We start from the raw sequence: 25901 nt of genomic DNA on the forward strand, positions 1-25901 counted from the left end.
CACAACGTCGTACCGTCGTACAAACCCTGCGTCAGACGAGAGGTAATTCGTGTCGTCCAGCTCGTCCGAGAATCTTCCCGCCGAGCCGGCCCGGACCGTGGCCGCCACGGCCCGTAGCACGGCTCCGAGGACCAGCGCTCGAGTGACCGACCCGGCCGCCAAGAAGGTGGCCGCGAAGAAGGCCGCGGTGAAGGCCGCCGGCACCAAGGAGGACGGTATCCCCGCGAAGAAGGCCGCTGCCAAGAAGGCTACGGCGAAGAAGGCAGTGTCCGAGGCGGGTCTGTCCATCGACCCGAAGACCGGTAAGCCGCGCGCGCTGGACGATGTGGACGAGTCCGACTTCAGCCCGGACGCGGTGAAGCCACTGGAGAAGGAGCTCACCGAGGACCAGGGCTTCATCGTCTCCGAGGCCGACGAGACCGACGAGCCCGAGCAGCAGGTGATGGTCGCGGGGGCCACCGCGGACCCGGTCAAGGACTACCTGAAGCAGATCGGCAAGGTCCCGCTGCTGAACGCCGAGCAGGAGGTCGAGCTCGCCAAGCGGATCGAGGCCGGCCTGTTCGCGGAGGAGCAGATCGCCGACGAGACCGCCAAGCTCAAGGAGAAGGTCCGCGACGAGTACGAGTGGATCTCCGAGGACGGCCGGCGCGCCAAGAACCACCTGCTCGAGGCCAACCTGCGCTTGGTGGTGTCGTTGGCCAAGCGCTACACCGGCCGCGGGATGCTGTTCCTGGACCTGATCCAGGAGGGCAACCTCGGTCTGATCCGCGCGGTGGAGAAGTTCGACTACACCAAGGGCTACAAGTTCTCGACGTACGCGACCTGGTGGATCCGGCAGGCGATCACCCGCGCGATGGCCGACCAGGCCCGGACCATCCGGATCCCGGTGCACATGGTCGAGGTCATCAACAAGCTCGCCCGCGTCCAGCGGCAGATGCTGCAGGACCTCGGCCGGGAGCCCACTCCGGAGGAGCTCGCCAAGGAGCTCGACATGACCCCGGAGAAGGTCATCGAGGTGCAGAAGTACGGTCGTGAGCCGATCTCGCTGCACACGCCGCTCGGTGAGGACGGCGACTCCGAGTTCGGTGACCTGATCGAGGACTCCGAGGCGATCGTGCCGGCCGAGGCGGTCTCGTTCACGCTGCTCCAGGAGCAGCTGCACGCGGTCCTCGACACGCTGTCCGAGCGCGAGGCCGGTGTGGTCTCGATGCGGTTCGGTCTGACCGACGGCCAGCCGAAGACGCTTGACGAGATCGGCAAGGTGTACGGCGTGACCCGCGAGCGGATCCGCCAGATCGAGTCCAAGACCATGTCGAAGCTGCGCCACCCGTCGCGCTCACAGGTCCTCCGGGATTACCTGGATTGATGTCATGACGCAGTGGATCGCCGGCGTTGTCGCGTCGGTGATCCCTGTGTTGGACACGGCTTCGTTGGCCGCCGCCGTTCTTACGGCGGCGGCTTTGCTGTTGGCGCTGGTCGTCGTCGCGCGGTCGTCCGCGCGCTCGGTGCACACCGCCGCGCCGTTGCTCGCTCGCGCGACCTCGGTCCGGGACCGGGCCGAGCAGACCGTGTTCCTCCGGCTGCGCGATCCCGACGCGGCCGGACGCCCACGCCCACGAGCACCGGGACAGTAGCGGTCCACCTCGCTACCTGTTCCTACACACTCGTGGAGTTTTGCTGTGCCTTCCTTTCTGGAGGCACCGGTCGCCGGTGCCTATCACTTGCTCACGTCCCTCGTCACCACACTCGAACCGCTCACCGGTGCGTACGCCGCGGTCATCGCGATCGTCCTGTGCACCCTCGTCGTACGGCTGTCCCTGCTCCCGCTGAGCGTGCGGGCGCACCGCGGGTTGAAGGCCCGCGCGGAGTTGATGCCGCAGCTGAAGAAGCTGACCGAACGGCATCGCGACAACCCGGAGCGCCTGCAGCGTGAGGTGGCGAAGTTGCAGACCGAGTCCGGTACGTCGTTGTTCGCCGGCTTCCTGCCGACGCTCGCGCAGCTGCCGTTCTTCTGGCTGATGTACACGCTGTTCTCGCGGACCATGGTGGCGGGGGAGTCGAACCAGCTCATCAGCGGCAACCTGCTCGGCGCCCCGCTCGGCGTGCACTGGCCGATCCTCACCGGCACCCCGGCGTACATCGTGATCGCGGTACTACTCGCTGTGGTCGCCTGGTTCTCGGCCCGACTCCAGCTACGCCAACTGGACCCGTCGGCGACCACGTTGTCACGACGCGTCGCTCAACTGCTGCCGTACGGCACCTTGCTGACAGCCGCCTTCGTACCGCTGGCCGCCGGCCTCTACCTCCTGACAACCACCACCTGGACAGTCGCCGAACGCACAATCCTCCAGCGCTAGTTGCTACTGGCAATATCCGTTGCCTTCTGTCGACCCATTCTGTTACCGTCTTTATTAAAGCCGGTTCCATAATGGGTTGGGGTCGATGGATACTGCACGCGGCGCCGCCCAGGCGGAGCGATCTGCGAACCAGGTCGCGTGCCTGCGTTTCCTCGCCGACGCCGATGAGGCGCGTACGGTCGGGGCGATCAGCGAGGGCACCGGCCTGTCGCGACCGACCGTGCACGCCGTCCTGGACGATCTCCTCGAGACCGGGCTGGTCGAGGCGGCCAGCCCGGCCACGGCCGGTCCGGGCCGACCTGCCCGTGCCTTCCGGTTCGCTCGCGAGACAGGGCTGGTCGCCGGCGTCGACCTCGGTCCCCGCGGGGCCCGCGCGATCATCTGCGACCTGTCTGGCCGCCGGCTTGGGTACGCCGAACTGGCGCCCGAGCGGAAGGCCGATCTCTCACTGATCCCACGGGCACTCGACGCCGCAGCCGGCTCGATCGATCTGGGACGTCTCCGCGCGGTTGGCGTGGGTCTACCCGGCGTGGTCGAGGCCGACGGTCGCCTGCGCGCCAGCCTGGCGATGCCGGACCTGGTCGGCCTGCCCGTCGCGGAGTTGCTGGCGAAGGAGCTCGAACAGCCGATCGTCGTGGACAACGACATCAAGCTGGCGGCGCTGGCGGAGCAACGCGGCGGCGCGGGCCGTGGGTACTCCGATGTCGTCTATCTCCAGATCGGTCATCGGCTGTCCGTGTCGATCGTGCTGAACGGAGTCATCCGGCAGGGCCGTCACCGCCTCGCCGGTGAGCTCGGTGCGCAGCGCGGCATGCGCTGGACCCGCAACGCGCAGCGCGGACAGCTCGTCTGGTCCGTGCGGCCGAGCAGTGCGGAGGTGCTGAGTGCGGCCGCCGCCGGCGACGCCGACGCGCAGGCGGAGGTCGAGGACTTCTGCGCGCAGATCGCCGGGCGGATCGCGACCGTGCTGCTGGTCGTCGATCCGGAGGTCGTGGTCGTGCGCGGCGGGGCTCTGCAGGACAGCGGCGCTCTGCTTCGTCCGCTCGCGGCAGCGGTCGAGCAGGAATTGGTCTTCCCCGAGCGCCCACCTTTCGTCGCCTCGGCACTGGGGCGCGAGGCGGTGGTGCTCGGGGCGGTCGGCAACGCGTTCGACCGGTGCAGCTCAGGTATCTACGGTGTCCACGACTACCCCAGTCCGTGGACCCACATCACTCACGAACTCGAGAGGACCACGCAGTGAAGCTAGGAGTCAGCTCGTATTGCTTCCGCCAGCTCATGACGAGCGGCGAGATGGACCTGATCGCGGTCCTGGACTGGGTCGCGGCCTCTTCGGCCGGGCACATCGAGGTCGCCGCGATGGACGGCGAGTACTACCTGGAGAACGAGAACGTCGTCCGCGACACGGCCAAGCACGCCGAGGAGATCGGCGTACCGATCGTGAACTACCTGGTCAGCGGCGATCTGCGGTCCGCCGACACCGAGGAGATCGACCGCCTCCGCAAGCAGCTGGACGTCGCGCACCAGTTCGGCGCCGGCATCTTCCGGCACGACGTCGCGCCGTGGGCGTGGCGCGAGCAGGACCCGGGCGAGTTCGAGACGACGTTCGAGAAGGTCGTCGAGGGCTGCCGCGCGGTCGCCGACCACGCCGCGGACCTGGGCATCGTGTCGACGATCGAGAACCACGGTTTCTTCATGAACGGCAGCGACCGGCTGGCCCGGCTCGTGCACGCCGTGGACCGCCCGAACTTCCGGGTCACGCTCGACCTCGGCAACGGACTGTGTGTCGGCGAGGTGCCCGGCAAGACCGCCGCCGGACTGATCGACGTCGCGGCATCGATCGGTGTGAAGGACTTCCACATCCGCCGTTCGGCGGGCGACGGCTGGCTCAAGACGTTGGCCGGCGACTACCTGCTCGGCACGGTCACGGGCCACGGCGACGTGGACGTGGCCGGTCTGCTCGCACTGGCCGCCACCAAGCCCGACGTACCGGTGAGCCTGGAGTTCGAGGGCATGGAGGCACCGCTGCCGGCCATCGAGCGCTCGCTCGCGAACATCATTCGACTGACCGAAAGCGTGGCGTGACATGACGACGCGGATTGCAGTGATCGGGCTCGGCTCGATCGCTGTCGAGCATCTGAAGGCGTACCAGCAGAACCCGCAGGCCGAGCTCGTCGCCGTGTGCGACGTCGACCTCGAGCGGGCGAAGGCGCGCGGTGAGCAGTTCGGCGTGGCGCGGGTGACCGGTTCCGCCGAGGAGATCTTCTCGGACCCGGACGTCGACGCGGTCAGCGTCTGCGTGCCGAACACGCTGCACGCCCCGATCGCCGAGGCGGCGCTGCGGGCGGGCAAGGACGTCCTGGTCGAGAAGCCGATGACCGTGACGGTGCCCGAGGCCGAGGCACTGGTGAAGGCGGTCGAGGAGACCGGAAAGGCCCTGCAGATCGGGTACGTACGGCGGTATGCGCCGAACGCCCTGGTCACCAAGCGGTTCCTGGACGCGGGCGAGTTCGGTGACATCTACGCGGCGCGGGCCACGCTGTTGCGGACGGCCGGCAACCCGGGCGGCTGGTTCGGCGACGTGGAGCTGTCCGGCGGCGGTCCGCTGATCGACCTCGGCGTCCACATCATCGACCTGTGCTGGTACCTGATGGGGATGCCGAAGGCGGTGTCCGCGTCCGGTGCGACGTTCGCGCCGCTGGGTGCCCGGGACAACATCCAGAACCTGACCCGGTACAAGGCGGCGTCGGCGGCGCGGCCGAACACGGTCGAGGACTTCGCGACCGCGCAGATCCGCTTCGAGGGCGGGGCGGTCCTCGACGTGGCCACGTCGTTCTCGCTGCACGCGCGCAACGAGATCAGCGTCCGGATCCACGGTGACAAGGGCGGCGCGGAGATCGAGCCGGAGCTCCTGATGGTCACCGAGCAGCACGACACGCTGCTGCACATCCAGCCGCAGATCGACTCGCTCGGGTTCGACTTCAAGGTCGGGTTCGCGAACCAGATCGATCACTTCCTGCAGATCTGCCGGGGCGAGATCCCGGCCGACGCGACCGCGGAGCAGGGCCTCGAGATGGCCCGGATGCTGACCGCGATCTACGAGTCCGCGAAGAGCGGCGCCGAGGTGAAGATCGCTCGCTGACCTGGTCGGTTGCCCGGGGTGGAACAGCCTCGGGCAACCGGCCCGCGTCACAGACGGGCTTCGAGGCCGTCCAGGATTCTGGCGAGGCCGTAGCTGAAGCTGTCCTCGCCGCCCGCTTCGAGATCGGTGTTGCTGTTGGCGGCGTACAGTGCCCGCATGTGCGGGTACGGCTCGGCGGCCTTGACCGCGGCGGGCCAGACCTCGGCCTGCCAGGCGGCCATGTCCTTGCCGGTGCGCTTGAGCTTGGTGACGGTCGCGGCTTCGACCGAGGCGACACCGATCACGTAGCCGAGCACTGTGTTGGCGGCCTGGTCCGCCTCGATCAGCTCGAAACCGGCGGCCAGATAGGTGCCGAGCAGATCGTCGGAGATCCGCATCAGGTTCGGCCCGAGGTAGTTCATGCCCACGTCGGCGAGCGTGGGCGCGACCCACGGGTGCCGGACGATCATCGCGCGCACACTGCGCGCCGCGGCTTCTGCCGCAGGGCGCCATTCCGACGGGTCGGCGACCCTCGGCACCTCGACCTCGCCGTACACCTCGTCGACGACGAGCTCGAGCAGCTCGTCCTTGTTCGCGACGTGCCAGTAGACGGCTGTCGCCACCGCTCCGAGCGCCGCTCCGAGCTTGCGCATCGTCAGCGCCTCCAGCCCGTCGGCGTCCAGCAGCTTGATCGCCTCCGCGACGATCTGCTGCTGGGTCAGCGCGGGCTGCTCACGGCGCCGGCCGCGCTTCGGCCGGGTCCAGACCGACGTGTACTCCTCGCTCGCCATGCCGTCCACCCTAGCCGATTACTGAACACTGTGCAGGACTTGACCAGCGTTCAGTTCTAATTGCACACTGTTCAGGCACACTGAACACTGTTCAATTAACTCGAGGAGGTGCGCGATGACCGCTCGGCATCCGCGCAGGTGGCTGATTCTGATCGTGCTCTGCCTGAGCACGATGGTGCTCGTGCTGGACAACGGCGTCCTGAACGTCGCGATCCCGGTGCTGACCGAGGACCTCGGTGCGAGCGCGCAGGAGATCCAGTGGATCGTCGCGAGCTACATCCTGGTGTTCGCCGGCCTGTTGCTGACTGCCGGCAGCCTGTCCGACCGGTACGGGCGCAAGAAGGTGATGATCGCCGGTCTGGCGATCTTCGGCGCCGCGTCCCTGCTGGCGACGTACGCCGGGACTCCGGAGATGCTGATCGCGGGACGGGTGCTGATGGGAGTCGGCGGGGCGGTCGTGATGCCGAGCACGCTGTCGGTGCTGATCACGGTCTTCGACGACGACGAACGCCGGAAGGCGATGTCGATCTGGAGCTCGGTGCTGATGGTCGGGCTGATCGGCGGGCCGGTGCTCGGCGGCGCGATGATCGCGAAGTTCTGGTGGGGCTCGGTGTTCCTGATCAACGTGCCGGTGGCGGTGCTGGCGATCGCGGCGGCAGTGATCCTGATGCCGGAGTCCAAAGGGCCGTGGCGCAAGCCCGACCCGATCGGTGCGCTGCTGTCGATGGTCGGGCTGGTGTCGCTGGTCTGGGTGATCATCGAACTGCCGGAGCACGGTCTGTCCTGGCCGATGCTGATTGTCGCCGTTGCCGGGCTGACCTTGTTCGTCGTGTGGGAGCTGCGGACTCCGGTGCCGATGGTGCCGTTGACGCTCTTCCGCGACCGGAACTTCAGCGGCGGCAGCTTGTCGCTGGTGCTGCTGCAGGTCGCCAACGGTGGGTTGATTCTGGCGCTGACGCAGTACATGCAGTTCGTCCTTGGGTTCTCGCCGACGAAGGCCGGTCTGGCGATGGCGCCGATGGCGGTGGCGGTCATCCTGGTGAACGGTGTCGGGGCGACGCTCGGTCAGAAGATCGGGAACCGGCCGATGACCGTCGCCGGGTTGGTCGTGCTGGCCGGCGGCTTCTGGGTGATGTCGAGGCTGTCCGCGGACGACGGGTTCGGGATGGTCGCACTGGCGCTGGGTGTGTTCGGGGTGGGCGCCGGACTGGCTCAGCCGGCGGCGACCGCGGCGCTCATGGGTGCCGTGCCGCACGAGCACGCGGGCGTCGGGTCGGCGTTGAACGACACCGTGCAGCAGGCGGGTGCGGCGTTGGGGATCGCGATCCTGGGGTCGGCGCTGGCGAACAACTTCACCGCGAAGATGCCGGAGTCGGCGCCTGACGCGGCGCGACGCTCGATCGGCGAGGCATTCGCTCTAGGTGACGCGGGGTTGGCTGACACCGCCCGGACCGCCTTTGCGCAGGCGATGTCAGGCACCTTCGTGGTGAGTGCGGTAGCGGTCCTCGGGTCCGCGGTGCTGGCGTTCGTCCTCATGCGGGACCGGAAGACGTCAGCTCCGGAAGAGGTCAAGGACGAGGTTGCCGTCAGCTGAGTAGTGCGGTCGTGAGGGAGTCGGCGTTCTCCTCGAGCCAGGTCTGCCGTGCGCGGATCTTGTCGCCGACTCCCTCACTCCACATCCGCTGCCAGCCGCCGCCGAGGGTTTCGGCGCGGTACTTCATCGTGTGCCAGGCGCGCACGTTCAAACCGATCGTGAGCTCCAGTGTGCGGGCGCGCTCGGCGGGGGAGAGGCCGTAGGCATCGGCGAGGAGCCGGCAGCGGCGGGGACGGTCCAGGCCGCGGAGTTCGGGGTCGAGATCGGCGTCGGCGCCGAGCGGGGCCCACCACAGCATCAGGTTCACGAACTCACGGGCGCGGCTCACCGGGCGGGCGAGATCGAAGTCGATCAGCGCGTACGCGCGCCCTTCCCGGAAGACCACGTTCTCCGGCGTCACGTCCTGATGGCCGACCAGCTCCGGCGGATCGTTGAGGTCCGGCAAACCGGGCGGCTCGATCGGCGCGGGCAGGTTCTCCGGGATCCCGAATCCCTCGACGGCGTCGTCGTACGCACGCAGCAGCCGTGCGACCGAGACCATCCGCTCCTCGTCCGCGATCCACGGTGGCCGCGGGCGGCCCGCGACCTCGCCCTCGACGTACGTGAGCGCCTGGCGGCCGGCCGAGTCGATGCCGAGGAATCTCGGTGCGCCGTCGAACCCGACCTTCTCCAGGTGCAGCAGGACGTCCTGGACAAGTTCGGCGCGCTCGCCGGGCGGGCGCCGTACGGTGTCGCCGACGCGCACCAGGCCCTCGGTCACGTCGCCGCCGAGCAGCGGGATCTCTTCGCCGTCCTCGATCACTCAAAGCCTCATTCCGCTGCATGAAACATTTGTCTGCACAAAGAAGACGTGCGAGGTAGCGTGCCACGATCCGCACTCGATCGGAGGCGCACAGTGACCGCCACCTCTGTGAAAGCTCCACCCGGAGCCAGTCGTACGAGGTACCTGATCCTAGGGCTCGCGTTCGTCGGGCTCTCACTGAATTACCTGGATCGCGCGAACCTCAGCGTCGCGCTGCCGTTCATCGAGGACGACCTGCACCTCGACCTCAGCAACGCCGAGAAGGGCCTGATCCTCGGCGCGTTCTTCTGGGCGTACGACGGCGCGATGCTGGCGGCGGGCTGGTTCGCCGACAAGGTGGGTTCGCGGAAGGCGTTCACGGTCGCCGCGCTCTGGTGGAGCGTCGTCACCGCGCTGACGCCGCTCGCGCGCGGGTTCTGGTCGTTGTTCGCGTTCCGGTTCGCGCTCGGAGCGGGGGAGGCGCCGGCGTACCCGAGTGCGACCAAGGCCGCGTCGCGGTGGTTCCCCGCGCACGAGCGGGCGTTCGCGAGCGCGGTGATCGACTCCGGTTCGCGGGTCGGGACGGTGCTGTCGCTGCCGGTCGTGACCGCGCTGATCGCGTTGGTGAGCTGGCACTTCTCGTTCGTCGTGCTCGGCGTGCTCGGGATCATGCTCGCGGCGGTCTGGTACTGGTACTACCGCGATCCGATGGAGCACAAGCACGCGAACGCCGAGGAACGCGAGTACATCGTGTCGAACGGCGCGCGGCTCGACGAGAACGACTCCGAGGCCGCGGCGCAGGTGCGCTGGCGGGACCTGTTCCGGTACCGGACGATCCGCGGGATGATGCTCGGCTTCTTCTGCCTGAACTTCGTCATCTACTTCTTCCTCACCTGGTTCCCGTCGTACCTGAAGGACGCCCGCGGGCTCGACCTGAAGGAGCTCGGGACGCTCGGCACACTGCCCGGCATCACCGCGATCGCCGGCGGGTGGATCGCCGGCATCGTCGCCGACCGGAAGATCCGCGCGGGCGCGGACGTGACGCGGGTGCGGAAGACCGTGATGGTCGGCGGGCTGCTCGGCGGTGCGGCGATCGTGTTCGCGGCCCCGGCGAAGTCGGTGTATGTCGCCTTGCTGTTCCTGGCGATCTCGTACGCGAGCCTGGCGATCGCGGCGACGGGGATCTGGTCGTTGCCGGGTGACGTGGCACCGTCGTCGCGGCACGTGGCCTCGATCGGGGGCATCCAGAACTTCGCGTCGAACATCGCGGGGATCATCAGCCCGTACGTCTTCGGCCTGCTGCTCGACATCTACCACGGGTCGTACCTGCCGTCGTTCGCGGTGGCCGGGGTGGTGGCGGTGATCGGTGCTCTGACGTACGCGTTCGTGGTCGGGAAGGCCGAACCGCTACCGGTCCGCGACAGCTAGGGTTTGCCAATCCGGCAAGAATGTTTGCCGCTGCGTAGCGGGTCCGTGCACCATCGGTTCATGACCACCGAACAGCTCCCTGACGAGCACTGGAACGCGTTCTACACCGAGCACGAGCAGATCTGGAGCGGCAAGCCGAACGTCGCCTTCGTCGACGAGGTGTCCGGCCTCACGCCGGGCCGGGCCCTCGACCTCGGCTGCGGCGAAGGGGCCGACGCGATCTGGCTCGCGCAGCGGGGCTGGACCGTCACCGCTGTCGACATCTCGACGGTCGCGCTGGGGCGCGCCGCCGAGCACGCGAAGGCCGCCGGGGTCGGCGACCGGATCGACTGGCAGCAGCACGAGTTGGGGAAGTCGTTCCCGGACGGTGAGTTCGACCTGGTGTCCGCGCAGTTCCTGCACTCCAAGACCGAACTGCCCCGCGACGGCATCCTGCGCCGTGCAGCGGCGGTTGTCGCGCGAGGCGGCGTACTGCTCATCGAGGGCCACCTGGGCTTCCCGCCGGGGGAGCACAATCCGCATCCCGACCTGCACTTCCCGGAGCCTGATGAGGTGATCGAGAGCCTGGGCCTTCCGGACGGCGAGTGGGAGACGTTGGTCAGCCGTGCGCACGACCGGGCACAGGTGCTGCGCGACGGCGTACCGATCAATCGCCGCGACTGCACGGTGAAGCTGCGTCGCCACTGAGTCTTGTTCACCTGGGCGTCATCCTCGGGGCCGAGTCTGTGCTCATGAACACGCCTGATCTGGTGCAAGAGCTCGGCTTCCGCGTGCTGGACGAGGAGGACGACGACCCGGTGCTGCTGCGGGCCGACGGTACGCCGGTCGATACGTGGCGCGAGGGATACCCGTACGGCGAGCGGCTGGCGCGGCAGATCTACGACCGGGACAAGCGGCTGCTGCAGATCGAGCTGCTGAAGCTGCAGTACTGGGTGAAGCGGTCGAAGCAGCGGCTGGTGATCGTGTTCGAGGGTCGTGACGCGGCCGGCAAGGGCGGGACGATCAAGCGGTTCATGGAGCACCTCAACCCGCGCGGGGCGAGCATCGTCGCGCTGGAGAAGCCGACGGAGCGCGAGCAGACGCAGTGGTACTTCCAGCGGTACGTCGCGCACCTGCCGGCGGCTGGTGAGATGACGTTGTTCGACCGCTCCTGGTACAACCGCGCGTGCGTCGAGCATGTGATGGGGTATTGCGACCAGGAGCAGTACGAGGAGTTCATGCGGCAGGCGCCGGAGTTCGAGCGGATGTTGGTGCGGTCCGGGATCCTGCTGGTGAAACTGTGGTTCTCGGTGTCGCAGGCCGAGCAGCAGACGCGGTTCACGATCCGGCAGATCGACCCGGTGCGGCAGTGGAAACTCTCACCCACCGACCTCGCGTCGCTCGACAAGTGGCAGGCGTACACCGAGGCCAAGGAGGCGATGTTCCACTACACGGACACGCCCCACGCCCCCTGGACCGTTGTCAAAAGCAACGACAAGAAACGCGCCCGCCTGGAAGCCATGCGCCACGTCCTCTCCCTCTACAACTACACCGACAAGGACGAAGCCCTAGTAGGCCACCCCGACCCCAAACTCCTGGGCCCCGCAGCCCAAGTCCTAGAACACGGAGAATCCGCCACCCGAACCTTCCCAGTCCTCTAGCCGCCGAGGAGTGGGGTCGGTTTATGTGGTGAGGGGGAGGTGGACGGTGAAGGTGGCGCCGTGGGGGTGGGTGTCGGTGGTGGTTACGTGGCCGTGGTGGGCGGCTACGAGGGCGGCGACGATGGAGAGGCCAAGGCCGGAGCCGCCGGTGGAGCGGGTTCGGGCTGTGTCCACTCGGTAGAAGCGTTCGAAGATGCGGGCCTTCTGTTCGTCGGTGAGGCCGGGGCCGGTGTCGCTGACTTCGAGGATGGCTTCGGAGCCTCGGGTTCCGACGGAGACGGTGATGGGCGCGTCGACGGGGGTGTAGTGCAGGGCGTTGCTCACCAGGTTCCCGAGGACCTGCCGCAGGCGTGCCTCGTCGCCGGAGACGACCGGCGCCTCCGAGTCGGGCAGGATCGTCAGCGAGATGTGGCGTTCGGGCTGCACGGCTTGCGCGTTGTGCAGTGCGTCGGCCGCGATCGGAAGCAGATCGACGGACTCCGAACGCAACGGCCGCTGCTGATCCAGTCGCGCGAGCAACAACAGGTCGTCGACGAGCAGCCCCATCCGCTTGGCCTCGTCCTCGATCCGGCGCATCGTGTCGGCGTCTGTCACGTCACCCCGGTGCCGGGCCAGCTCTGCAAACCCCCGGATCGACGTCAACGGCGTACGCAACTCATGCGACGCATCCGCCACGAACCGCCGCATCCGGTCCTCGGACTGCCGAGCGGCCTCCTCCGACTGCCTCGCCGCGTCCTCACTCCGCCGCGCCGCGAACTCCGACGCGGTGCGCTGCGCGAACGCGGTCTCGATCTGTCCGAGCATCTGGTTCAGCGCCAGCGACAACCGCCCGACCTCGGTCCGCGGGTCCCGCTGCGGCACTCGGCGACTCAAGTCCCCGCCGGCGATCGCGACAGCGGTGTGCTCCACGTCCTCGAGCCCACGCAGGCTTCGCCGTACGACGTAAGTCCCGACGCCGGCCAGCAACACCAGCAGGATCACCCCGGCCGCGGCCTGGATCCCGACCAGCCGCTGGATCGTGTGGTCCATCTCCTTCAGGCTCAGCGCCACGATGACGGAGCCCTTCCCGTCGTCTGTAGGCAACGCGAGCACCCGCCACGTCGCCCCACCGGACTGCGCGTCGACCTGGAACGGCTTCCCGGCCAGGTCGCGGACCTGGTTCAGGTTGAGCGTCGGCAGGTTCGGCAACGGCTCCGTCTCGGCGAGGGGCGACCCGACCGGCCCCTTGTCGCTCGTACCCTCCGAGTCGTTGAACTGGACCACGAACTCGCTCGGCAATTGCCGGCGCACCGGTCCGCCACCGCCGCCGGGAGGCAACGGACGCCGATCCGACGGGGCGTGCGACAGCGGCATGGCGGTCTGCTGCAGTTGCTCGTCGACGCGGTCGATCAGGTAGCCGCGCATGATCGTGGTCGCCAGCACACCGGACGCGGCCAGGGCGAGCGCGACGAGCGCCAGCAGGACCACGACGATGGTGACGCGCAGCGGGTACCGGTCGGCGAACCGCCGGTGGTTCAGTTGCATCAGTTGGGGCCTCGCGGAGTACGCAGGACGTAGCCGACCCCGCGGACGGTGTGGAGCAGCTTCTGGTCGCCGGTGTCGACCTTACGGCGCAGGTAGGACATGTACGACTCGACCACGCCGGCGTCCCCGGCGAAGTCGTAGTTCCACACAGCGGACAGGATCTGGCCCTTCGACATCACCCGCTCGGAGTTCTCCAGCAAGCACCGCAGCAGCTTGAACTCGGTCAGCGACAGCTGCACGGCCTGACCGGACTTGAAGACCTCGTAGCTGTCCTCGTTCAGTTCCAGATCCGCATAGCGCAGTACGGCGGCCTCGGTCGTGGTCTGTTCACGGTGACCGGACCGGCGGAGCAGCGCACGGACACGGGCGACCAGCTCATCGAGGCTGAACGGCTTCGTGACGTAGTCGTCGCCGCCGGTCTGCAGGCCGAGCACCTTGTCCTCGACCGCGTCCCGGGCGGTGAGGAACAGCACCGGCACGTGCCGGTCCTCACCGCGCAAACGGCGTACGACCTCGAAACCGTCCAGCCCCGGCATCATGACGTCGAGCACGACCAGGTCCGGCTCCACGTCCCGCGCCTTGCGCAGCGCCTCGGCGCCGTGGGTCGCCGTGGTCACTTCGTACCCGGCGAAACGCAGACTCGCGGACAGGAGCTCGACGATGTTCGGCTCGTCGTCGACAACCAGCAGATGCGGACTCATGGTCTCAGTGTGCAGGTGAATCCCATGCGAACCCTGGAAGGTTCCTGGCAATCACCTGTGAGTCGTCCGCGACTACTCCGGGAGGCCTCAGCGGGGGCCGTGCTTGAAACCCCACTTCTGGCCGGCCGCGTCACGGACGGTCCCGTCGTTCACCGAACTGGCGGTCGCCTTACCGTCGGTGACCACGGCCGTCACGGTCACGGTGTTCCCGGTCTTCACGTCGTCGATGCCGTCGCGGGCCGCGTTGACCAGCGTGTCCTCGGTGAGCGTGTAGGTCCGGCTGTACCCGTCCGCGCTCTTCACCGTGATCGATTCCTTGCTCACCGCGGTGACCTCGCCGCGCTGGGTCGCGACGGTCTGGTACCCGCCGCCGTCCTTCGGTACGACGAACTCGCCGTGCAGCGCCCCGCCGAGCCCGAACTCGCCCCGCGGCCCGAATCCGCCCTTGCCCGGTCTGTCCGGCTTCTGTTGTTGCCCGGGGGTGGACGGGCTGGACGGGGAGGCCGACGGTGACGGTGTCGGGTCTGCGTTGCTGGTTGCCCAGGCGACCCCGCCCGCCGTGGTGGTCACGGCCACGGCGGCCACCGTGCCGAGCAGCCGCCATCGCTTCTGTGAGAGCTTCATCCTGCTGTGCCTTCCGTACTGCGTACCGGGACGTCACCCGGCACTGTTCCTTCCCACGGTGGCGTGCGGACCTTGGACAAACCTCCGCTGCGGATAAGAACAACCTGGCAATCACCTAAGAACGGTGCGTGGGCGACGATTCGTCCCGCCGCCTGACCTCTGAGAGGTCGACCCCGCACTCCCCGGAGTCGACCCCTCAAAAGCTGTCGTCGACTACTTCGTGCTCGGCGTGGCGCTCGGCTGCTGACCGTTCGGCTTGTCGCCGTTGGGTTTGGCGCCGTTCGGCGGGGTGCCGGTCGGGCGGTTGCTGCCGTCGTCGATCGAGCTCGCCGTCGCGGTGCTCCCGGACACGACCGCGCGGATCCGGACCGTCGCACCGCTCTTGAGGTCGGCGATCTTCCCGTCCCGGTTCACCTTCGTGTCCGAGTTGACGACGTACGTCCGGCTGTATCCGTCCGCGCTCGTCACCGTGATCGACGTACTGCTCACCGCCGTCACCGAACCGGACTGCGTGACGACCGTCTGGTAGCCACCCCCGTCCTTCTGTACGACGAACTCACCGTGCAACGCGCCGAACAGCCCGTCCCGTGGACCCTTGTCGTGATCGGGCGCCTTCTGGTTCCCGTTGGTCGTCCCCTCGGACGGGGCCGTCGAGGAAGCCGGAGTGGTGTTGTCGCCGGTCGCCGCGAACGCGACGCCGCCACCGACCGTGGTCGCCGCCACCGCGGCGATCGTGCCGGCCGCCCGCCAGCGGTTGTCGATGAGCTTCTGATGCAACGCCATACTGCAGTGCCTTCCGTTGCGTGCCGGGAGATGCCCGGCACTGGTCATTCCACCGTTCGTGGCAGACCTTGGACGGCCCTCTGCTGGGACTGGAAAGTCCCTGGCAATTCACACGATGAACAGCACGGCGATGAGCCAGACGGCTGCGGCGAGTGAGGTGCCGACGAGCTCGATCAGGATGGAGACGCCGGTCTCGCGGAGTGCGTGCTTGGTCGAGGTCCACGCCAGGGCGTGGTCGCGCTGGCGTTGGAGCTCGGACAGGTAGACGCCGATCGGGAAGCCGACGAACATGCCGACCACCGGAATCACGAAGAACCCGACGATGCCGAGCAGGACCCCGAAGAACATCGACCGCCGCGGTACGCCGGCCTCGCGGAGCCGCCGCTCCGGTACGACGTACTTCACCACCTGACTCGCACCGATCAGGACCACCGCGATCGCGAACACGACCCACCCGGTCGCGCTGCCCTCGACGATCGCCCAGACCAGGATCGCCGCCAGACTGAGGATCGCCCCGGGCAGGATCGGTACGACGATGCCCACGATCCCGACGAAGATCGCGATCCCGACCAGTACGGTCACCCCTGTCTCCATACCCACACTCTCTCGCATCAGCGCACCTTTAGGGTGGAGACATGTCCCCGTTACACGAACTGGTCACCGCCCTCGCTGCTCCGTGGGTCGTTCTGTCGCCCCGATCCGGTCAGCTGACCGGCACCGGCGCCGAGGGCGTGTACGCCCGGGACCGCCGGATCCTGTCCCACCTGAGCGTGACGGTCGACGGACGCGAGCCGGTCCCGGTGCATGTCGACGAACGCGACTCGGCCACCCATCAGTACGTCGCGATGGTCGAGGGACTCGGCGACACCCGGCACGACCCGACCGTGATGCTGTACCGGACCCGTACCGTCGACTCCGAAGGCCTCACCGAGCGCATCACCCTGGTGAACCGCTCGCGGTCGGCGATCGAAGGCCGGCTGGATGTTGCCCTCGGCACCGATCTCGCCGGCACGGCCGCGGTCCGCAGCGGCGCCGCCGCCGGCCTGCCGCAACTCGCGCCGCTCCCGGACGGCCCTGGACGCACTCGATGGGAGAAGGACGACACCCGCGTCGTCGTCACCGCCGACCCCGGCATCTCCGCCACACCGCGCGTCGAACCGGGGGAGGAGTTCACGATCACCGTGCGTGTGACGGCCGACTTCCCGAAGTCGAACACCGGCTTCTCGATCGAGCCGCCGGCAGAGCGCACGCCGTACGACGTTGTTGTCCGCTGTGACGACAAGCGGGTTGAACGCTGGCTGGACCGTTCGCTGGAGGACGTCCGCGCGCTCCAGCTCGCCGCGGACGACGACCGCTACCTCGGCGCCGGCCCGCCCTGGTACCTCACGCTCTTCGGCCGTGACTCGCTGATCTCGTCGGGCATGCTGATCCCCGTCGATCCCACGCTCGCCGCCGGGACGCTGCGAGCGCTGGCCGCGCGGCAAGGCGCCAAGGTCGACGCCGGCTCCGCTGAACAGCCGGGCAAGATCCCGCACGAGCTACGCGCCGAGGTCGCCGACCACGGCGGCGGCCTGGTCCTGCCGGCCGTGTACTACGGCACCCACGACGCGACCCAGCTGTGGATCACCACGCTGCACAAGGCGTGGCGCTGGGGTATGCCCGCCGACGAGGTCCGCGACCTCCTCCCGAACCTGAAGCGCGCCCTCACCTGGATGAAGGAGTACGCCGACCCGGACGGCGACGGCTTCCTCGAGTACGTCGACGAGTCGGGTCACGGGCTCGCGAACCAGGGCTGGAAGGACTCCAACGACGCGGTGCAATGGCCGGACGGGACGTTGGCGACGGCGCCGATCGCGCTGTGCGAGGTCCAGGGCTACGCGTACGCCGCTGCCGTGAAGGGCGCCGAACTGCTCGAGGCGTACGGCGAGTCCGGCGACGAGTGGCGCGCCTGGGCGGCGGCGCTGCAGGAACGCTTCCGGGCCACGTTCTGGGTCGACGGTTACCCGGCGATCGCGCTCGACGGCGCGAAGAACCCGGTGGTCGGTCGTGCGTCGAACATGGGCCACCTGCTCGGCACAGGGCTGCTCGACGCGGACGAGGAGCAGACGGTCGCCGACGTACTGGCCGGCGACGACCTGAACAGCGGCTTCGGGCTTCGGACGTTGTCCACCGCGATGACCCGCTTCAACCCGCTCGGCTACCACACCGGCAGCGTCTGGCCGCACGACACCGCGATGACTGTCGAGGGCCTGTTCGCGAGCGGTCAGGCCGATGTGGCGTCGTCGTACGTCGAGGGACTGGTTCGTGCGGCGGAGGCGTTCGACTACCGCCTGCCGGAGTTGTACGGCGGCCGCGGGACGAGCGCCGAGAGTACGCCGACGCCGTACCCGCTCTCGTGCCGCCCGCAGGCGTGGGCAGCGGCCTCCGCGGTTGCCGTGGTGGTGGCGGCGTTCGGCATCGAGCCCGACGTACCCGGCGGCACGCTCGCGATCAATCCCGCCGACTCGGTGCCCTGGCAGGTGCTCGAACTCGGCGGGCTGCGGGTCGGCGGCGAGACGTTGTCGCTGCGGTTCGAGAACGGCTCAGTGGTGGTAGTGGAAGGGCCTCAGAGTGCCGTGATCAGCGCGAACGCCGACAGTGCGAGGTAGATCGCCGCGACGATCAGGTTGCGGCGGCGGCTCGTCGTACGGACCGAGCGGAAGCGGCGACCGACGGCGTCCGCGCCGACCGCGTAGCAGAGGTCGAAAGTGAGGCCGATCAGCAAGGCGCCGACGCCGAGCAGCAGGAGTTCGGTGCGGAGCTGAGCCGGATCGGCACCGCGGGTCGCGAACTGCGGCAGGAACGCCAGGAAGAACAGCGCCGCCTTCGGGTTGAGCAGGTTCACCACGACGCCGTCGCGGAACACGCGGCCGAGCGGCGCGGCCTGGACATCGGCGGGATGGTCGTTCGCCGGGGCCTTGAGCAGCTTGAGACCGAGGTACGCGAGGTAGAGCGCCCCGGCGACGGTGATCGCGGTGAAGAGCGTGGGCGAGGCCTGCACGAGGGTGGCGAGACCGAGCGCGGTCACGACGATGTAGACGAGCGTCCCGGTCTCGATCGCCAGCGCGGAGACGACCCCCGCGCGACGGCCCTGGGTGAGGCTGCGGAGCGAGATGTACAGGTTGTTCGGCCCCGGCATCCCGACCAGCACCACCGTCGCGCCGGTGAACCCCAACAGTTGACCGATCATCATGTCTTCTCACTCCTGCTCTCGAACTGGACTGCCTTCCGGTACTAGCCTGGCGGCGCGAGAAGCAGTCCACCCGAGCCAATATGAGGAGAAGTGGACCGTTCTGGAGACCCGTCGGCGCTGGCCGACCTGATCGGCAACCGGCTGAGCACCCGCAGCGGCGGCCTCTACCGGCGGCTGGCCGACGAGATCGCGGCTCTGATCGGCTCCGCCGAACTCCCGGTCGGCGCCCGCCTCCCGGCCGAACGACGGCTGGCGGACTCGTTGGCGATCAGTCGCTCGACGGTCGTCGCGGCGTACGACGAACTGCGCGCCCGCGGCCTGGTCGAGAGCCGTCGTGGCAGCGGTACGACGGTGGCGCGCGCCGCCGGACGTGGTCGTTCACGATCGGACAAGCAGATGCCGGCCGGGTACGGCGAGTCGTTGTTCCACCGCATCACCGTCGGACCGGGCGAAGTCATCTCGCTCACGTACGCCGTGGACCCTGGACTGCCCGAACTGTCGGCGGAGCTGATCGAACTCGCATCAGACGAGCTGCCCGCACTGCTCGGCGACGTCGGGTACCACCCGCGCGGTCTGCCGGTACTGCGCGAGCGGATCGCGGAACACTTCACCGAGGGCGGACTGCCGACGTCGCCGGACGAGATCGTTGTGACGACCGGCGCGCACCAAGGGATCGCGCTCGCGACGCAGATGTACCTGCGCAACGGCGCCGCGGTCGCCATCGAGCAGCCGAGCTGGCCGGGATGCTTCGACCTGTTCGGGGCGGCCGGCGGGCGAGTGGTCGGCGTACCGCTGGACGACGCCGGGATCCGGCCGGACCTGCTCGAGGCCGCGCTCGCCGAGCATCAGCCCGCGATGCTGTTCGTGATGCCGACGTTCCACAACCCGACCGGCCGGCTGATGTCGGCGAACCGTCGCCGGCAGGTCGCGGAGCTGGCTGCCCGGCACGGGGTCGTCGTGGTCGAGGACAACGCGTACTCGGCGTGGGATCCGGCCGGTCCGGAGATCCCGCCGCCGCTGGCGGCGTACGCGCCGGACGATGCCGAGGTGCTGACGATCGGGTCGGTGTCGAAGGCCGTGTGGGGCGGACTGCGGATCGGGTGGATCCGCGCGTCGCGACCGTTGGCCGAGCGGCTGGCGCGGCACAAGGCACTGGCCGATCTCGGGAGTCCGGTCATCGACCAGGCACTGACTGCTCGGCTGCTGCCGCGGCTCACCGAGCTGACGTCGGCGCGGGCGCGGCTGGCGACCGTGCGGAAGAAGCTGATGGGGGAGTTGTTGACCGAACGACTACCGGACTGGGAATGGTCGTCGCCGGTGGGCGGGTCGGCGTTGTGGGTCCGGTTGCCGGACACCGACGCCCGGGTCTTCGCGCAAGTCGCGTTGCGGCACGGCGTCGAGGTGGTGGCCGGACAGGCGATGGATCCGTCGGGTGCGCACGACGACTACCTACGGGTGCCGTTCGCCTACTCCGAGCAAGTGCTTGATGATGCGGTCACGCGGTTGTCGCGGGCCTGGCAGGAACTGCGGCGGCACGGACCCGGTCCCGGCGTACCTGTCGTGTAAGCGAACTGGTGGAAAAGAGGGATGGCGGTTCACCTCTCGGGTGAACCGCCATCGAAGCCTGTGATGACTTTGGCGCCGGCGCTGGCGCGTTTAGAACAGCGTCTGGGTCACCGCTCGTCGTCTACGGCGACCGTGGTGGGGGTGGCTTCGAGCCGACCGGTCTCGTCGTGGATGGTGATCGCGATGTCGCGCAGCTTCTCCGAGTGCTCCCGGCCGTGGTGGGCGCAGAAAAGTAGCTCCCCACCGCTGGTCAGAGTGACTCGGACGTAGGCCTGCGCACCGCAGCGGTCACAACGATCCGCGGCCGACAGCGCCGAACTCGGGGCGAGTGCTGTAGTCATTGAGGCCTCATCTCATCTAGTTCCGTACTCACCAGATAGCAACATCCTGACACGTGGATCGCTTCCCGGTGGGGACAACGTGTCCGTATGTGAGACGAACCACCTGTCTTCGTATGACGCTTGCTGACGCGGAATCGTTTCGCCTGCGGGCGATTTTCTGGTGAGACACGGAGGCGGGGTGCTTCTACTCTCACTGTGCGCCATGGAACCGTTACCGTCTGCTCGGAATCGGAGTGTCGTACGCCACTCTTAATCGAGTCCGGATCGATACCTGTCGCAACACGTATGTCTTGTACCCAGCTGCCAGTCGTCTCAGGCCCCGCCTGCCGTGTTTTGGGGGTGCGGCCGCATAAGCTGCGGTGTGTAAGTGTGGCAATCCAGTGAAGGAGCCCTGTGGCCGCCCCGACGCCTCGCAGTACCGAGATCGACCCGGCGTACAACGCCCGCCATCTGCTCGTCCTCGAGGGTCTCGAGGCGGTCCGCAAGCGGCCCGGCATGTACATCGGGTCCACCGACAGCCGCGGCCTGATGCACTGCCTGTGGGAGATCATCGACAACGCCGTCGACGAGGCCCTGGCCGGGCACGGTGAGCAGATCGACGTCGTGCTCCACAAGGACGGTTCGGTCGAGGTCGTCGACCGCGCGCGCGGGATCCCGGTCGACATCGAGCCGAAGACCAAGCTCAGCGGCGTCGAGGTCGTGTTCACCAAGCTGCACGCCGGCGGCAAGTTCGGCGGCGGGTCGTACAACGCGTCCGGCGGTCTGCACGGTGTCGGCGCGTCGGTGGTGAACGCGCTGTCGGCGCGGCTGGACGTCGAGGTCGACCGCGGCGGCGTGATCTGGACGACGTCGTTCCGGCGCGGTGTTGCTGGCGAGTTCGACGGCGAGGGGGCCGCGGCCGGCTTCACCCCGGCGAAGGGCCTGCGGAAGGCCGGCCGGGCGAAGAAGGGTGTCACCGGCACCCGGATCCGGTACTGGGCGGACCGGCAGGTCTTCACCAAGGACGCCGCGTTCAACTACGACGAGCTGGTCACCCGGGCGCGGCAGACGTCGTTCCTGGTGCCGGGGCTCGAGCTGGTGATCCGCGACGAGCGCGGCGACGAGGCCACCGAGGAGACCTTCAAGCACGACGGCGGGATCAGCGAGTTCTGCGAGTTCCTCGCGACCGACCAGAAGGTGACCGAGGTCGTCCGGCTGGCCGGGACCGGTCACTTCACCGAGACCGTGCCGATGCTCGACGACGCCGGCCACATGACGCCGACCGACGTCGAGCGGGACCTGGACGTCGACATCGCGGTGCGCTGGGGCGACGGGTACGAGACCGAGCTGCGCTCGTTCGTGAACATCGTCGCCACCCCGAAGGGCGGCACCCACGTCGCCGGGTTCGAGCGGGCGCTGTCGAAGAGTTTCACCAATGCACTAGATGGCACCCGCCTGCTGAAGAACGGCGAGGAGATCATCAAGGACGACGTACTCGAAGGTCTGACCGCGGTCGTGACGGTGCGGCTCGCCGAGCCGCAGTTCGACGGGCAGACGAAGGAAGTGCTCGGTACGCCGGCGGCGTCGCGGATCGTGGCGAAGGTCGTACAGACCGAGCTCGAGTCGTTCCTGACGTCGACGAAACGTGAGTTCAAGGCGCAGGCGCGCGCCGTACTGGAGAAGATCGTCGCCGCATCCCGGACCCGGGTCGCCGCCCGTCAGCACCGGGAGCTGCAGCGGCGGAAGACCGCACTGGAGTCGTCGGCGCTGCCGGCGAAGCTCGCGGACTGCCGGAGCAACGACGTCGACCGGTCCGAACTGTTCATCGTCGAGGGTGATTCGGCGCTCGGTACGGCGAAGCTCGCGCGGAGCTCGGAGTTCCAGGCGCTCCTGCCGATCCGCGGCAAGATCCTGAACGTGCAGAAGGCGTCCGTCGGTGACGTCCTGAAGAACGTCGAATGCGCGTCGATCATCCAGGTGGTCGGGGCCGGCTCGGGTCGCACGTTCGATCTCGAGCAGGCGCGGTACGGCAAGATCATCTTCATGGCGGACGCCGACTCCGACGGCGCCCACATCCGGACGCTGCTCGCGACACTCTTCTTCCGGTACATGCGGCCGCTCGTGGAGGCGGGGCGCGTCTACACCGCCGTACCGCCGCTGCACCGGTTCGAGCTGACGAACCCGAAGAAGGGGCAGGACAAGTACCTGTACACGTACAGCGACTCGGAGTACCAGCGGAAGTCGGCCGAGCTGATGAAGAAGGGCGTCCGCTGGAAAGAGCCGCCGCAGCGCTACAAGGGTCTCGGTGAAATGGACGCCGACCAGCTGGCCGAAACCACCATGGACCCCCGGCACCGCACCCTGCGCCGCATCACGGTCGACGACGCCGAAGCCGCCGCCAAGGTCTTCGACCTCCTGATGGGCAACGACGTAGCCCCCCGCAAAGAATTCATAGTCCAAGGCGCCTACGACCTAGACGAAAACCGCATCGACGTCTAACCGCCCCCGCTCCGCGGCGGGTCAGCCCACCACGAAACGCTTGCCTCCCGCACGCGCACGTGATGGCTTGGAGGTCCGCGTCCTCCGCCGGGTGTGCCGCCGGTGGTGGGCTGGCGGGCGGGTTTCCGGAAAGAATTTTGCGCCTGCTGGCGGGAATGTTCCGGAAAGCGACCGTGGGGTGGGGCAGGTGCTCGGGTGACTGTGGGCTGTCTGTGTGGACGTCCAGGCCATCACAATTGCTAGCCGCCGGCGGATGCACGCTCGCGCACGCCGCCCGCGACCGGTTGTGATGGGCTGGAGGTTCGGGGTGTGTGAGGGTGGGGGTGTGGAGCGGATGCCTCGGTTGGTTTGTTTTGATTTGGATAACACGCTTATTGATCGGGATGGGGCGTTTCTGAAGTGGGGGCGGTGGTGGGCGGAGTTGAATGGGCTGGGGGAGTCCGCCGTTGAGTGGTTGGTTGCTCATGACAACGGTGGGTTCCGGCCGCGGGCGGAGTTGTTCGAGTTGGCTCGGGAACGGTTCGGGCTTGCGGCTCCGGTGGACGAGCTGGTCGCGTCGTACGACGAGGAGCATCCGTTGTTCACGTGGGTGGAGCAGCCCGTGCTCGACGGACTGGCCGAACTACGCGCAGCGGGCTGGCGCGTCGCGGTGGTGACGAACGGCGGCACCGTCCAGCAGAACCGGAAACTCGAGTACACCCAGATCGCCGACTCCATCGACTACGCCTGCGTCTCCGAGACGGTCGGCGTCCGCAAACCCGACCGCCGCATCTTCGAACTCGCCGCGACCCACACCGGCACAACCCTCGACGACGGCTGGATGGTCGGCGACCACCCCTCCCACGACATCGCAGGCGGCATCGCGGCCGGCCTCCACACGATCCAGATCGGAAACCGCCACGCCACCGGCGCCCCAGCCCGGGACCAACGCTACGTCTCAGGCGCCCCAACCCCGGACCATCAGTTCGACTCGATCGTCGAGGTGTTTCCGGTCATCTTGGCGGGATGACCTGACCCGATGCGACCTCGTGCCCGTCGACAGTGACGGTCGTACGGCGGGACTCGATGACCACCTCGATCGCGTGGCCGCGGTAGCTGAGATTGGTCAGCCTGATGTTGCCCGCGGCAATCGGATTGGGAGTGATGGTGAGGGAGCCGTCGGGGTGCGGGTGGATGCCGAGGAGACCGGTGAGGAGAGATTCCGCTCCGGTCAGGCCGGCGATGATGTTGATGCGGCGGCCGGTGGCGGGGGCGCCGGGTTTGTCGGAGTAGTGGTCCTGGGGGAAGTACGGGTAGTGCTCGCCCATCCAGAACAGGCGGCGTAGTACGTCCCAGGCGCGTTCGGGTTCGCCGTGTTCCCAGAGGGTGAGTGCGAGCTGCGGTGCCTCGCCGGTGTACGCGCCGGCCCCGGACCAGTCGATGTCAGCGGTCTCGTAGTGGAGCGCATCCTCGGCGCTGACGCTGCTGACGCCGTACTCACCGAGGAACGCCCCCGGACGCAGGTGGCTGATCAGCGCGGCGGCGACGTCAGGCGGACACGCGCCGGCGCGAAGTACGTCGTACGCCTGGATGGAGTACGCGAGCTCGGTGTGGCCGTCCGGGTAGCGGCTGCGGAACCAGCCGGCGTCGGCGTCCCACAGTTGCCGGATCACCTCGGCGCGGATCTGTTGTGCGGATTCCCGGAGCTCGGCGGTCGGCAGTGCGGCGCCGGTGAGGTCGGACAGGTCGGCGAGGGCGTCGAGGGCCCAGGCGCGTTCGGCGTTGGGGCTCGCGACGACGTGCTCCCATCCGGTACTTCGCATCTCGAGGAGATTGCTCTGATCTCCGTAGTCCCGCAGTACGCCGGTCTGGTCGTCCGGCCGGAACTGCTTGTCGAGTGCGATGAGTACGTCGTACAGCCGGGACACCAGCGTGGGATCGAGCGGACGTTCCGCGGCGGCGGCGCGGGCGAGGGAGACGAGCGACCAGCCGCTGTACGCGTAGGCGACGCCGAGGCCGGTGCCGTCGGGGGCGATCGCGTAGCGGTCGGTGAGGTCGGCGTCGAGGAACGACTCGATGATGTCGATGACGCAGTCGCCGAGCATCAGGCTCAGGAGGTTCGGTGCGTAGCCACCGGTGTCCCAGGCGTAGGCGCACAGCGCGCCGCCGTCCAGGCCGGAGGTTGCGATGAACGGCTGGGTGACGAAGTCCGGGTGATCCCACCAGCACACCAGACCGCTGGCGAGCGAACGCCGGTAGTACTGCTCGAGCCCCGGGATGTCCGAGGTGAGCACCGGCAACCGTTCCAGTGGATAGTTGGAACGGGTCGAGTGGGACGGCGATCCGACGGTGAAGGTGAAGCGGAGCTCGCCGTGGGGCTGGAGCGTCGCGGTCAGATCGCTGTGGTGGAAGGGGATTTCGTCGTCCGTGCCGGTGCCGGGTGGGACCCAGCCCCATTCGGAGAGCGGTACCCGGTGGGTCTTGGACGGGGCGAGGTCGGGCTGGATCGACACCTCGTGGGTGTTGGCGGAGCGGTTGGTGATCGTCAGCGTGAGCTCGTAGCCGGCCGCGCCCGGAACGATCGTGGATTCGACGGCGAGCGACGTCAGCCGACCGGCGGCGTACTGGTGATAGGTGCCGTGGCGGATCAGGCGATCCGGGTACCACGTGCCGCCGGCCGGAAGTAGTCCGCGATCCCCGGCACCAGGTCGCGCCGCGTCGACGATGCGCCGACCGTCGACCTCGAACGAGATCGTCAGCCGGCTGTCGGGCGCGGCCAGCGGGGGAGCGAACCAGCCGCCGACGCCGCAGACGGTGTTCGCGAGCTGCGTGACGGTCCCGGTCGCGCTACGCACCCAGAGCTCGGCGGGCGGTACGGCGCGGCGCAGGTCGAGGCTGAAGTCGTCGAGGGAGTACGGCGGCATGGGCGGCCTTCCTGATCTACCGGGCAGCACAAGCCGTGGT

General features: G+C 68.4%; 24 protein-coding genes. 14 read left to right on the forward strand and 10 right to left on the reverse strand.

From position 1 onward, the window contains the following. The first annotated feature begins 49 nt into the window (after positions 1 to 49). From OHB24_RS32515 to OHB24_RS32540, 6 genes are all read left to right on the forward strand, one after another. Complete coding sequence (locus OHB24_RS32515; protein WP_327634695.1) at positions 50 to 1366, forward strand: RNA polymerase sigma factor; 1317 nt, start codon at positions 50 to 52, stop codon at positions 1364 to 1366. A 4-nt stretch (positions 1367 to 1370) separates the two neighbouring features. Beyond that, positions 1371 to 1634 (forward strand): DUF6412 domain-containing protein, encoded by a 264-nt coding sequence (locus tag OHB24_RS32520; protein ID WP_327634696.1) that lies wholly within the window; start codon positions 1371 to 1373, stop codon positions 1632 to 1634. A gap of 45 nt (positions 1635 to 1679) precedes the next feature. After that, the gene (locus tag OHB24_RS32525; protein WP_327634697.1) at positions 1680 to 2357 is read left to right on the forward strand and encodes a YidC/Oxa1 family membrane protein insertase; all 678 of its coding nucleotides are present in this window, start codon (positions 1680 to 1682) and stop codon (positions 2355 to 2357) included. A gap of 85 nt (positions 2358 to 2442) precedes the next feature. Further along, a complete protein-coding gene (locus OHB24_RS32530) occupies positions 2443 to 3597 on the forward strand; it encodes an ROK family transcriptional regulator (protein WP_327634698.1) in 1155 nt (384 codons plus the stop codon). Between the two features lie 35 nt (positions 3598 to 3632). Then, positions 3633 to 4439, forward strand: a complete 807-nt coding sequence (locus OHB24_RS32535) for a sugar phosphate isomerase/epimerase family protein (protein ID WP_327634699.1) — start codon at positions 3633 to 3635, stop codon at positions 4437 to 4439. Between the two features lies 1 nt (position 4440). Next, complete coding sequence (locus OHB24_RS32540; RefSeq protein WP_327634700.1) at positions 4441 to 5496, forward strand: Gfo/Idh/MocA family protein; 1056 nt, start codon at positions 4441 to 4443, stop codon at positions 5494 to 5496. A 47-nt stretch (positions 5497 to 5543) separates the two neighbouring features. Here OHB24_RS32540 and OHB24_RS32545 read toward each other — a convergent pair whose 3' ends face one another. Next, positions 5544 to 6266, reverse strand: a complete 723-nt coding sequence (locus OHB24_RS32545; RefSeq protein ID WP_327634701.1) for a TetR/AcrR family transcriptional regulator — start codon at positions 6264 to 6266, stop codon at positions 5544 to 5546. 115 nt (positions 6267 to 6381) lie between these two features. On the opposite strand from OHB24_RS32545, the gene OHB24_RS32550 reads away from it, so the two are divergent. Continuing rightward, a complete protein-coding gene (locus OHB24_RS32550) occupies positions 6382 to 7860 on the forward strand; it encodes an MFS transporter (RefSeq protein ID WP_327634702.1) in 1479 nt (492 codons plus the stop codon). On the opposite strand, the gene OHB24_RS32555 is transcribed toward OHB24_RS32550, so the two are convergent. Continuing rightward, on the reverse strand, positions 7853 to 8662 hold the full coding sequence (locus OHB24_RS32555) for a phosphotransferase (RefSeq protein ID WP_327634703.1): 810 nt from the start codon (positions 8660 to 8662) through the stop codon (positions 7853 to 7855). The genes OHB24_RS32550 and OHB24_RS32555 overlap by 8 nt on opposite strands. Positions 8663 to 8755: 93 nt before the next feature. Between OHB24_RS32555 and OHB24_RS32560 the strand changes: the two genes are divergently transcribed. The 3 genes from OHB24_RS32560 to ppk2 are packed head-to-tail and all read left to right on the forward strand — an operon-like array spanning position 8756 to position 11709. Then, on the forward strand, positions 8756 to 10069 hold the full coding sequence (locus OHB24_RS32560; RefSeq protein WP_327634704.1) for an MFS transporter: 1314 nt from the start codon (positions 8756 to 8758) through the stop codon (positions 10067 to 10069). Positions 10070 to 10129: 60 nt separating this feature from the next. Then, complete coding sequence (locus OHB24_RS32565) at positions 10130 to 10756, forward strand: SAM-dependent methyltransferase (RefSeq protein WP_327634705.1); 627 nt, start codon at positions 10130 to 10132, stop codon at positions 10754 to 10756. 44 nt (positions 10757 to 10800) lie between these two features. Further along, on the forward strand, positions 10801 to 11709 hold the full coding sequence (gene ppk2, locus OHB24_RS32570) for a polyphosphate kinase 2 (RefSeq protein WP_327634706.1): 909 nt from the start codon (positions 10801 to 10803) through the stop codon (positions 11707 to 11709). Between the two features lie 21 nt (positions 11710 to 11730). Here the strand turns inward: ppk2 and OHB24_RS32575 are convergent, their stop codons facing one another. The 5 genes from OHB24_RS32575 to OHB24_RS32595 all read right to left on the reverse strand — a co-directional run bounded on the left by OHB24_RS32575 (position 11731) and on the right by OHB24_RS32595 (position 15953). After that, complete coding sequence (locus OHB24_RS32575; RefSeq protein WP_327634707.1) at positions 11731 to 13233, reverse strand: sensor histidine kinase; 1503 nt, start codon at positions 13231 to 13233, stop codon at positions 11731 to 11733. Then, positions 13233 to 13934, reverse strand: a complete 702-nt coding sequence (locus OHB24_RS32580) for a response regulator transcription factor (RefSeq protein ID WP_327634708.1) — start codon at positions 13932 to 13934, stop codon at positions 13233 to 13235. Before OHB24_RS32580 ends, OHB24_RS32575 begins: the two co-directional genes overlap by 1 nt. Before the next feature lie 87 nt (positions 13935 to 14021). Continuing rightward, positions 14022 to 14558 (reverse strand): hypothetical protein, encoded by a 537-nt coding sequence (locus OHB24_RS32585; protein WP_327634709.1) that lies wholly within the window; start codon positions 14556 to 14558, stop codon positions 14022 to 14024. A 213-nt stretch (positions 14559 to 14771) separates the two neighbouring features. After that, entirely contained in the window at positions 14772 to 15341 is a 570-nt protein-coding gene (locus OHB24_RS32590) for a DUF5666 domain-containing protein (RefSeq protein ID WP_327634710.1), read from the reverse strand. Positions 15342 to 15449: 108 nt separating this feature from the next. Beyond that, positions 15450 to 15953 carry a DUF456 domain-containing protein gene (locus OHB24_RS32595; RefSeq protein ID WP_327634711.1) on the reverse strand — a complete coding sequence of 168 codons (504 nt, stop codon included), beginning with the start codon at positions 15951 to 15953 and terminating at the stop codon, positions 15450 to 15452. A gap of 23 nt (positions 15954 to 15976) precedes the next feature. On the opposite strand from OHB24_RS32595, the gene OHB24_RS32600 reads away from it, so the two are divergent. Continuing rightward, positions 15977 to 17989, forward strand: coding sequence for an amylo-alpha-1,6-glucosidase (locus OHB24_RS32600; RefSeq protein WP_327634712.1), 2013 nt, complete (start codon positions 15977 to 15979; stop codon positions 17987 to 17989). Here OHB24_RS32600 and OHB24_RS32605 read toward each other — a convergent pair. Then, on the reverse strand, positions 17947 to 18570 hold the full coding sequence (locus tag OHB24_RS32605; RefSeq protein WP_327634713.1) for a LysE family translocator: 624 nt from the start codon (positions 18568 to 18570) through the stop codon (positions 17947 to 17949). The two genes, OHB24_RS32600 and OHB24_RS32605, sit on opposite strands and share 43 nt — an antisense overlap. A gap of 93 nt (positions 18571 to 18663) precedes the next feature. Here OHB24_RS32605 and yczR point away from each other — a divergent pair, with 93 nt between their 5' ends. Continuing rightward, the gene (yczR, locus tag OHB24_RS32610) at positions 18664 to 20139 is read left to right on the forward strand and encodes an aminotransferase-like domain-containing protein (protein ID WP_327634714.1); all 1476 of its coding nucleotides are present in this window, start codon (positions 18664 to 18666) and stop codon (positions 20137 to 20139) included. A 107-nt stretch (positions 20140 to 20246) separates the two neighbouring features. Here yczR and OHB24_RS32615 read toward each other — a convergent pair whose 3' ends face one another. Beyond that, the gene (locus tag OHB24_RS32615) at positions 20247 to 20480 is read right to left on the reverse strand and encodes a DUF7455 domain-containing protein (RefSeq protein ID WP_130385795.1); all 234 of its coding nucleotides are present in this window, start codon (positions 20478 to 20480) and stop codon (positions 20247 to 20249) included. A 393-nt stretch (positions 20481 to 20873) separates the two neighbouring features. Between OHB24_RS32615 and OHB24_RS32620 the strand changes: the two genes are divergently transcribed. Both OHB24_RS32620 and OHB24_RS32625 read left to right on the forward strand, forming a co-directional pair. Beyond that, complete coding sequence (locus tag OHB24_RS32620; protein WP_327634715.1) at positions 20874 to 22958, forward strand: DNA gyrase/topoisomerase IV subunit B; 2085 nt, start codon at positions 20874 to 20876, stop codon at positions 22956 to 22958. A 334-nt stretch (positions 22959 to 23292) separates the two neighbouring features. After that, positions 23293 to 23967, forward strand: a complete 675-nt coding sequence (locus OHB24_RS32625; protein ID WP_327634716.1) for an HAD family hydrolase — start codon at positions 23293 to 23295, stop codon at positions 23965 to 23967. Here OHB24_RS32625 and OHB24_RS32630 read toward each other — a convergent pair. After that, a complete protein-coding gene (locus OHB24_RS32630) occupies positions 23951 to 25861 on the reverse strand; it encodes an MGH1-like glycoside hydrolase domain-containing protein (protein WP_327634717.1) in 1911 nt (636 codons plus the stop codon). The genes OHB24_RS32625 and OHB24_RS32630 overlap by 17 nt on opposite strands. Between the last annotated feature and the right edge of the window lie 40 nt (positions 25862 to 25901).

Origin of the sequence: Kribbella sp. NBC_00482 (assembly GCF_036013725.1) — a bacterium.
Taxonomy (GTDB): domain Bacteria; phylum Actinomycetota; class Actinomycetes; order Propionibacteriales; family Kribbellaceae; genus Kribbella.

Bases quoted from the DNA above. Each gene is read 5' to 3' on its own strand.
- ppk2 (WP_327634706.1), top strand. From the start codon at position 10,801: ATGAACACGCCTGATCTGGTGCAAGAGCTCGGCTTCCGCGTGCTGGAC.
- OHB24_RS32595 (WP_327634711.1), bottom strand. From the start codon at position 15,953: ATGCGAGAGAGTGTGGGTATGGAGACAGGGGTGACCGTACTGGTCGGG.
- OHB24_RS32600 (WP_327634712.1), top strand. From the start codon at position 15,977: ATGTCCCCGTTACACGAACTGGTCACCGCCCTCGCTGCTCCGTGGGTC.
- OHB24_RS32615 (WP_130385795.1), bottom strand. From the start codon at position 20,480: ATGACTACAGCACTCGCCCCGAGTTCGGCGCTGTCGGCCGCGGATCGT.
- OHB24_RS32550 (WP_327634702.1), top strand. From the start codon at position 6,382: ATGACCGCTCGGCATCCGCGCAGGTGGCTGATTCTGATCGTGCTCTGC.
- OHB24_RS32545 (WP_327634701.1), bottom strand. From the start codon at position 6,266: ATGGCGAGCGAGGAGTACACGTCGGTCTGGACCCGGCCGAAGCGCGGC.
- OHB24_RS32580 (WP_327634708.1), bottom strand. From the start codon at position 13,934: ATGAGTCCGCATCTGCTGGTTGTCGACGACGAGCCGAACATCGTCGAG.
- OHB24_RS32520 (WP_327634696.1), top strand. From the start codon at position 1,371: ATGACGCAGTGGATCGCCGGCGTTGTCGCGTCGGTGATCCCTGTGTTG.
- OHB24_RS32585 (WP_327634709.1), bottom strand. From the start codon at position 14,558: ATGAAGCTCTCACAGAAGCGATGGCGGCTGCTCGGCACGGTGGCCGCC.
- OHB24_RS32605 (WP_327634713.1), bottom strand. From the start codon at position 18,570: ATGATCGGTCAACTGTTGGGGTTCACCGGCGCGACGGTGGTGCTGGTC.
- OHB24_RS32530 (WP_327634698.1), top strand. From the start codon at position 2,443: ATGGATACTGCACGCGGCGCCGCCCAGGCGGAGCGATCTGCGAACCAG.
- OHB24_RS32535 (WP_327634699.1), top strand. From the start codon at position 3,633: ATGACGAGCGGCGAGATGGACCTGATCGCGGTCCTGGACTGGGTCGCG.
- OHB24_RS32625 (WP_327634716.1), top strand. From the start codon at position 23,293: ATGCCTCGGTTGGTTTGTTTTGATTTGGATAACACGCTTATTGATCGG.
- OHB24_RS32575 (WP_327634707.1), bottom strand. From the start codon at position 13,233: ATGCAACTGAACCACCGGCGGTTCGCCGACCGGTACCCGCTGCGCGTC.
- OHB24_RS32590 (WP_327634710.1), bottom strand. From the start codon at position 15,341: ATGGCGTTGCATCAGAAGCTCATCGACAACCGCTGGCGGGCGGCCGGC.
- OHB24_RS32630 (WP_327634717.1), bottom strand. From the start codon at position 25,861: ATGCCGCCGTACTCCCTCGACGACTTCAGCCTCGACCTGCGCCGCGCC.
- OHB24_RS32540 (WP_327634700.1), top strand. From the start codon at position 4,441: ATGACGACGCGGATTGCAGTGATCGGGCTCGGCTCGATCGCTGTCGAG.
- OHB24_RS32565 (WP_327634705.1), top strand. From the start codon at position 10,130: ATGACCACCGAACAGCTCCCTGACGAGCACTGGAACGCGTTCTACACC.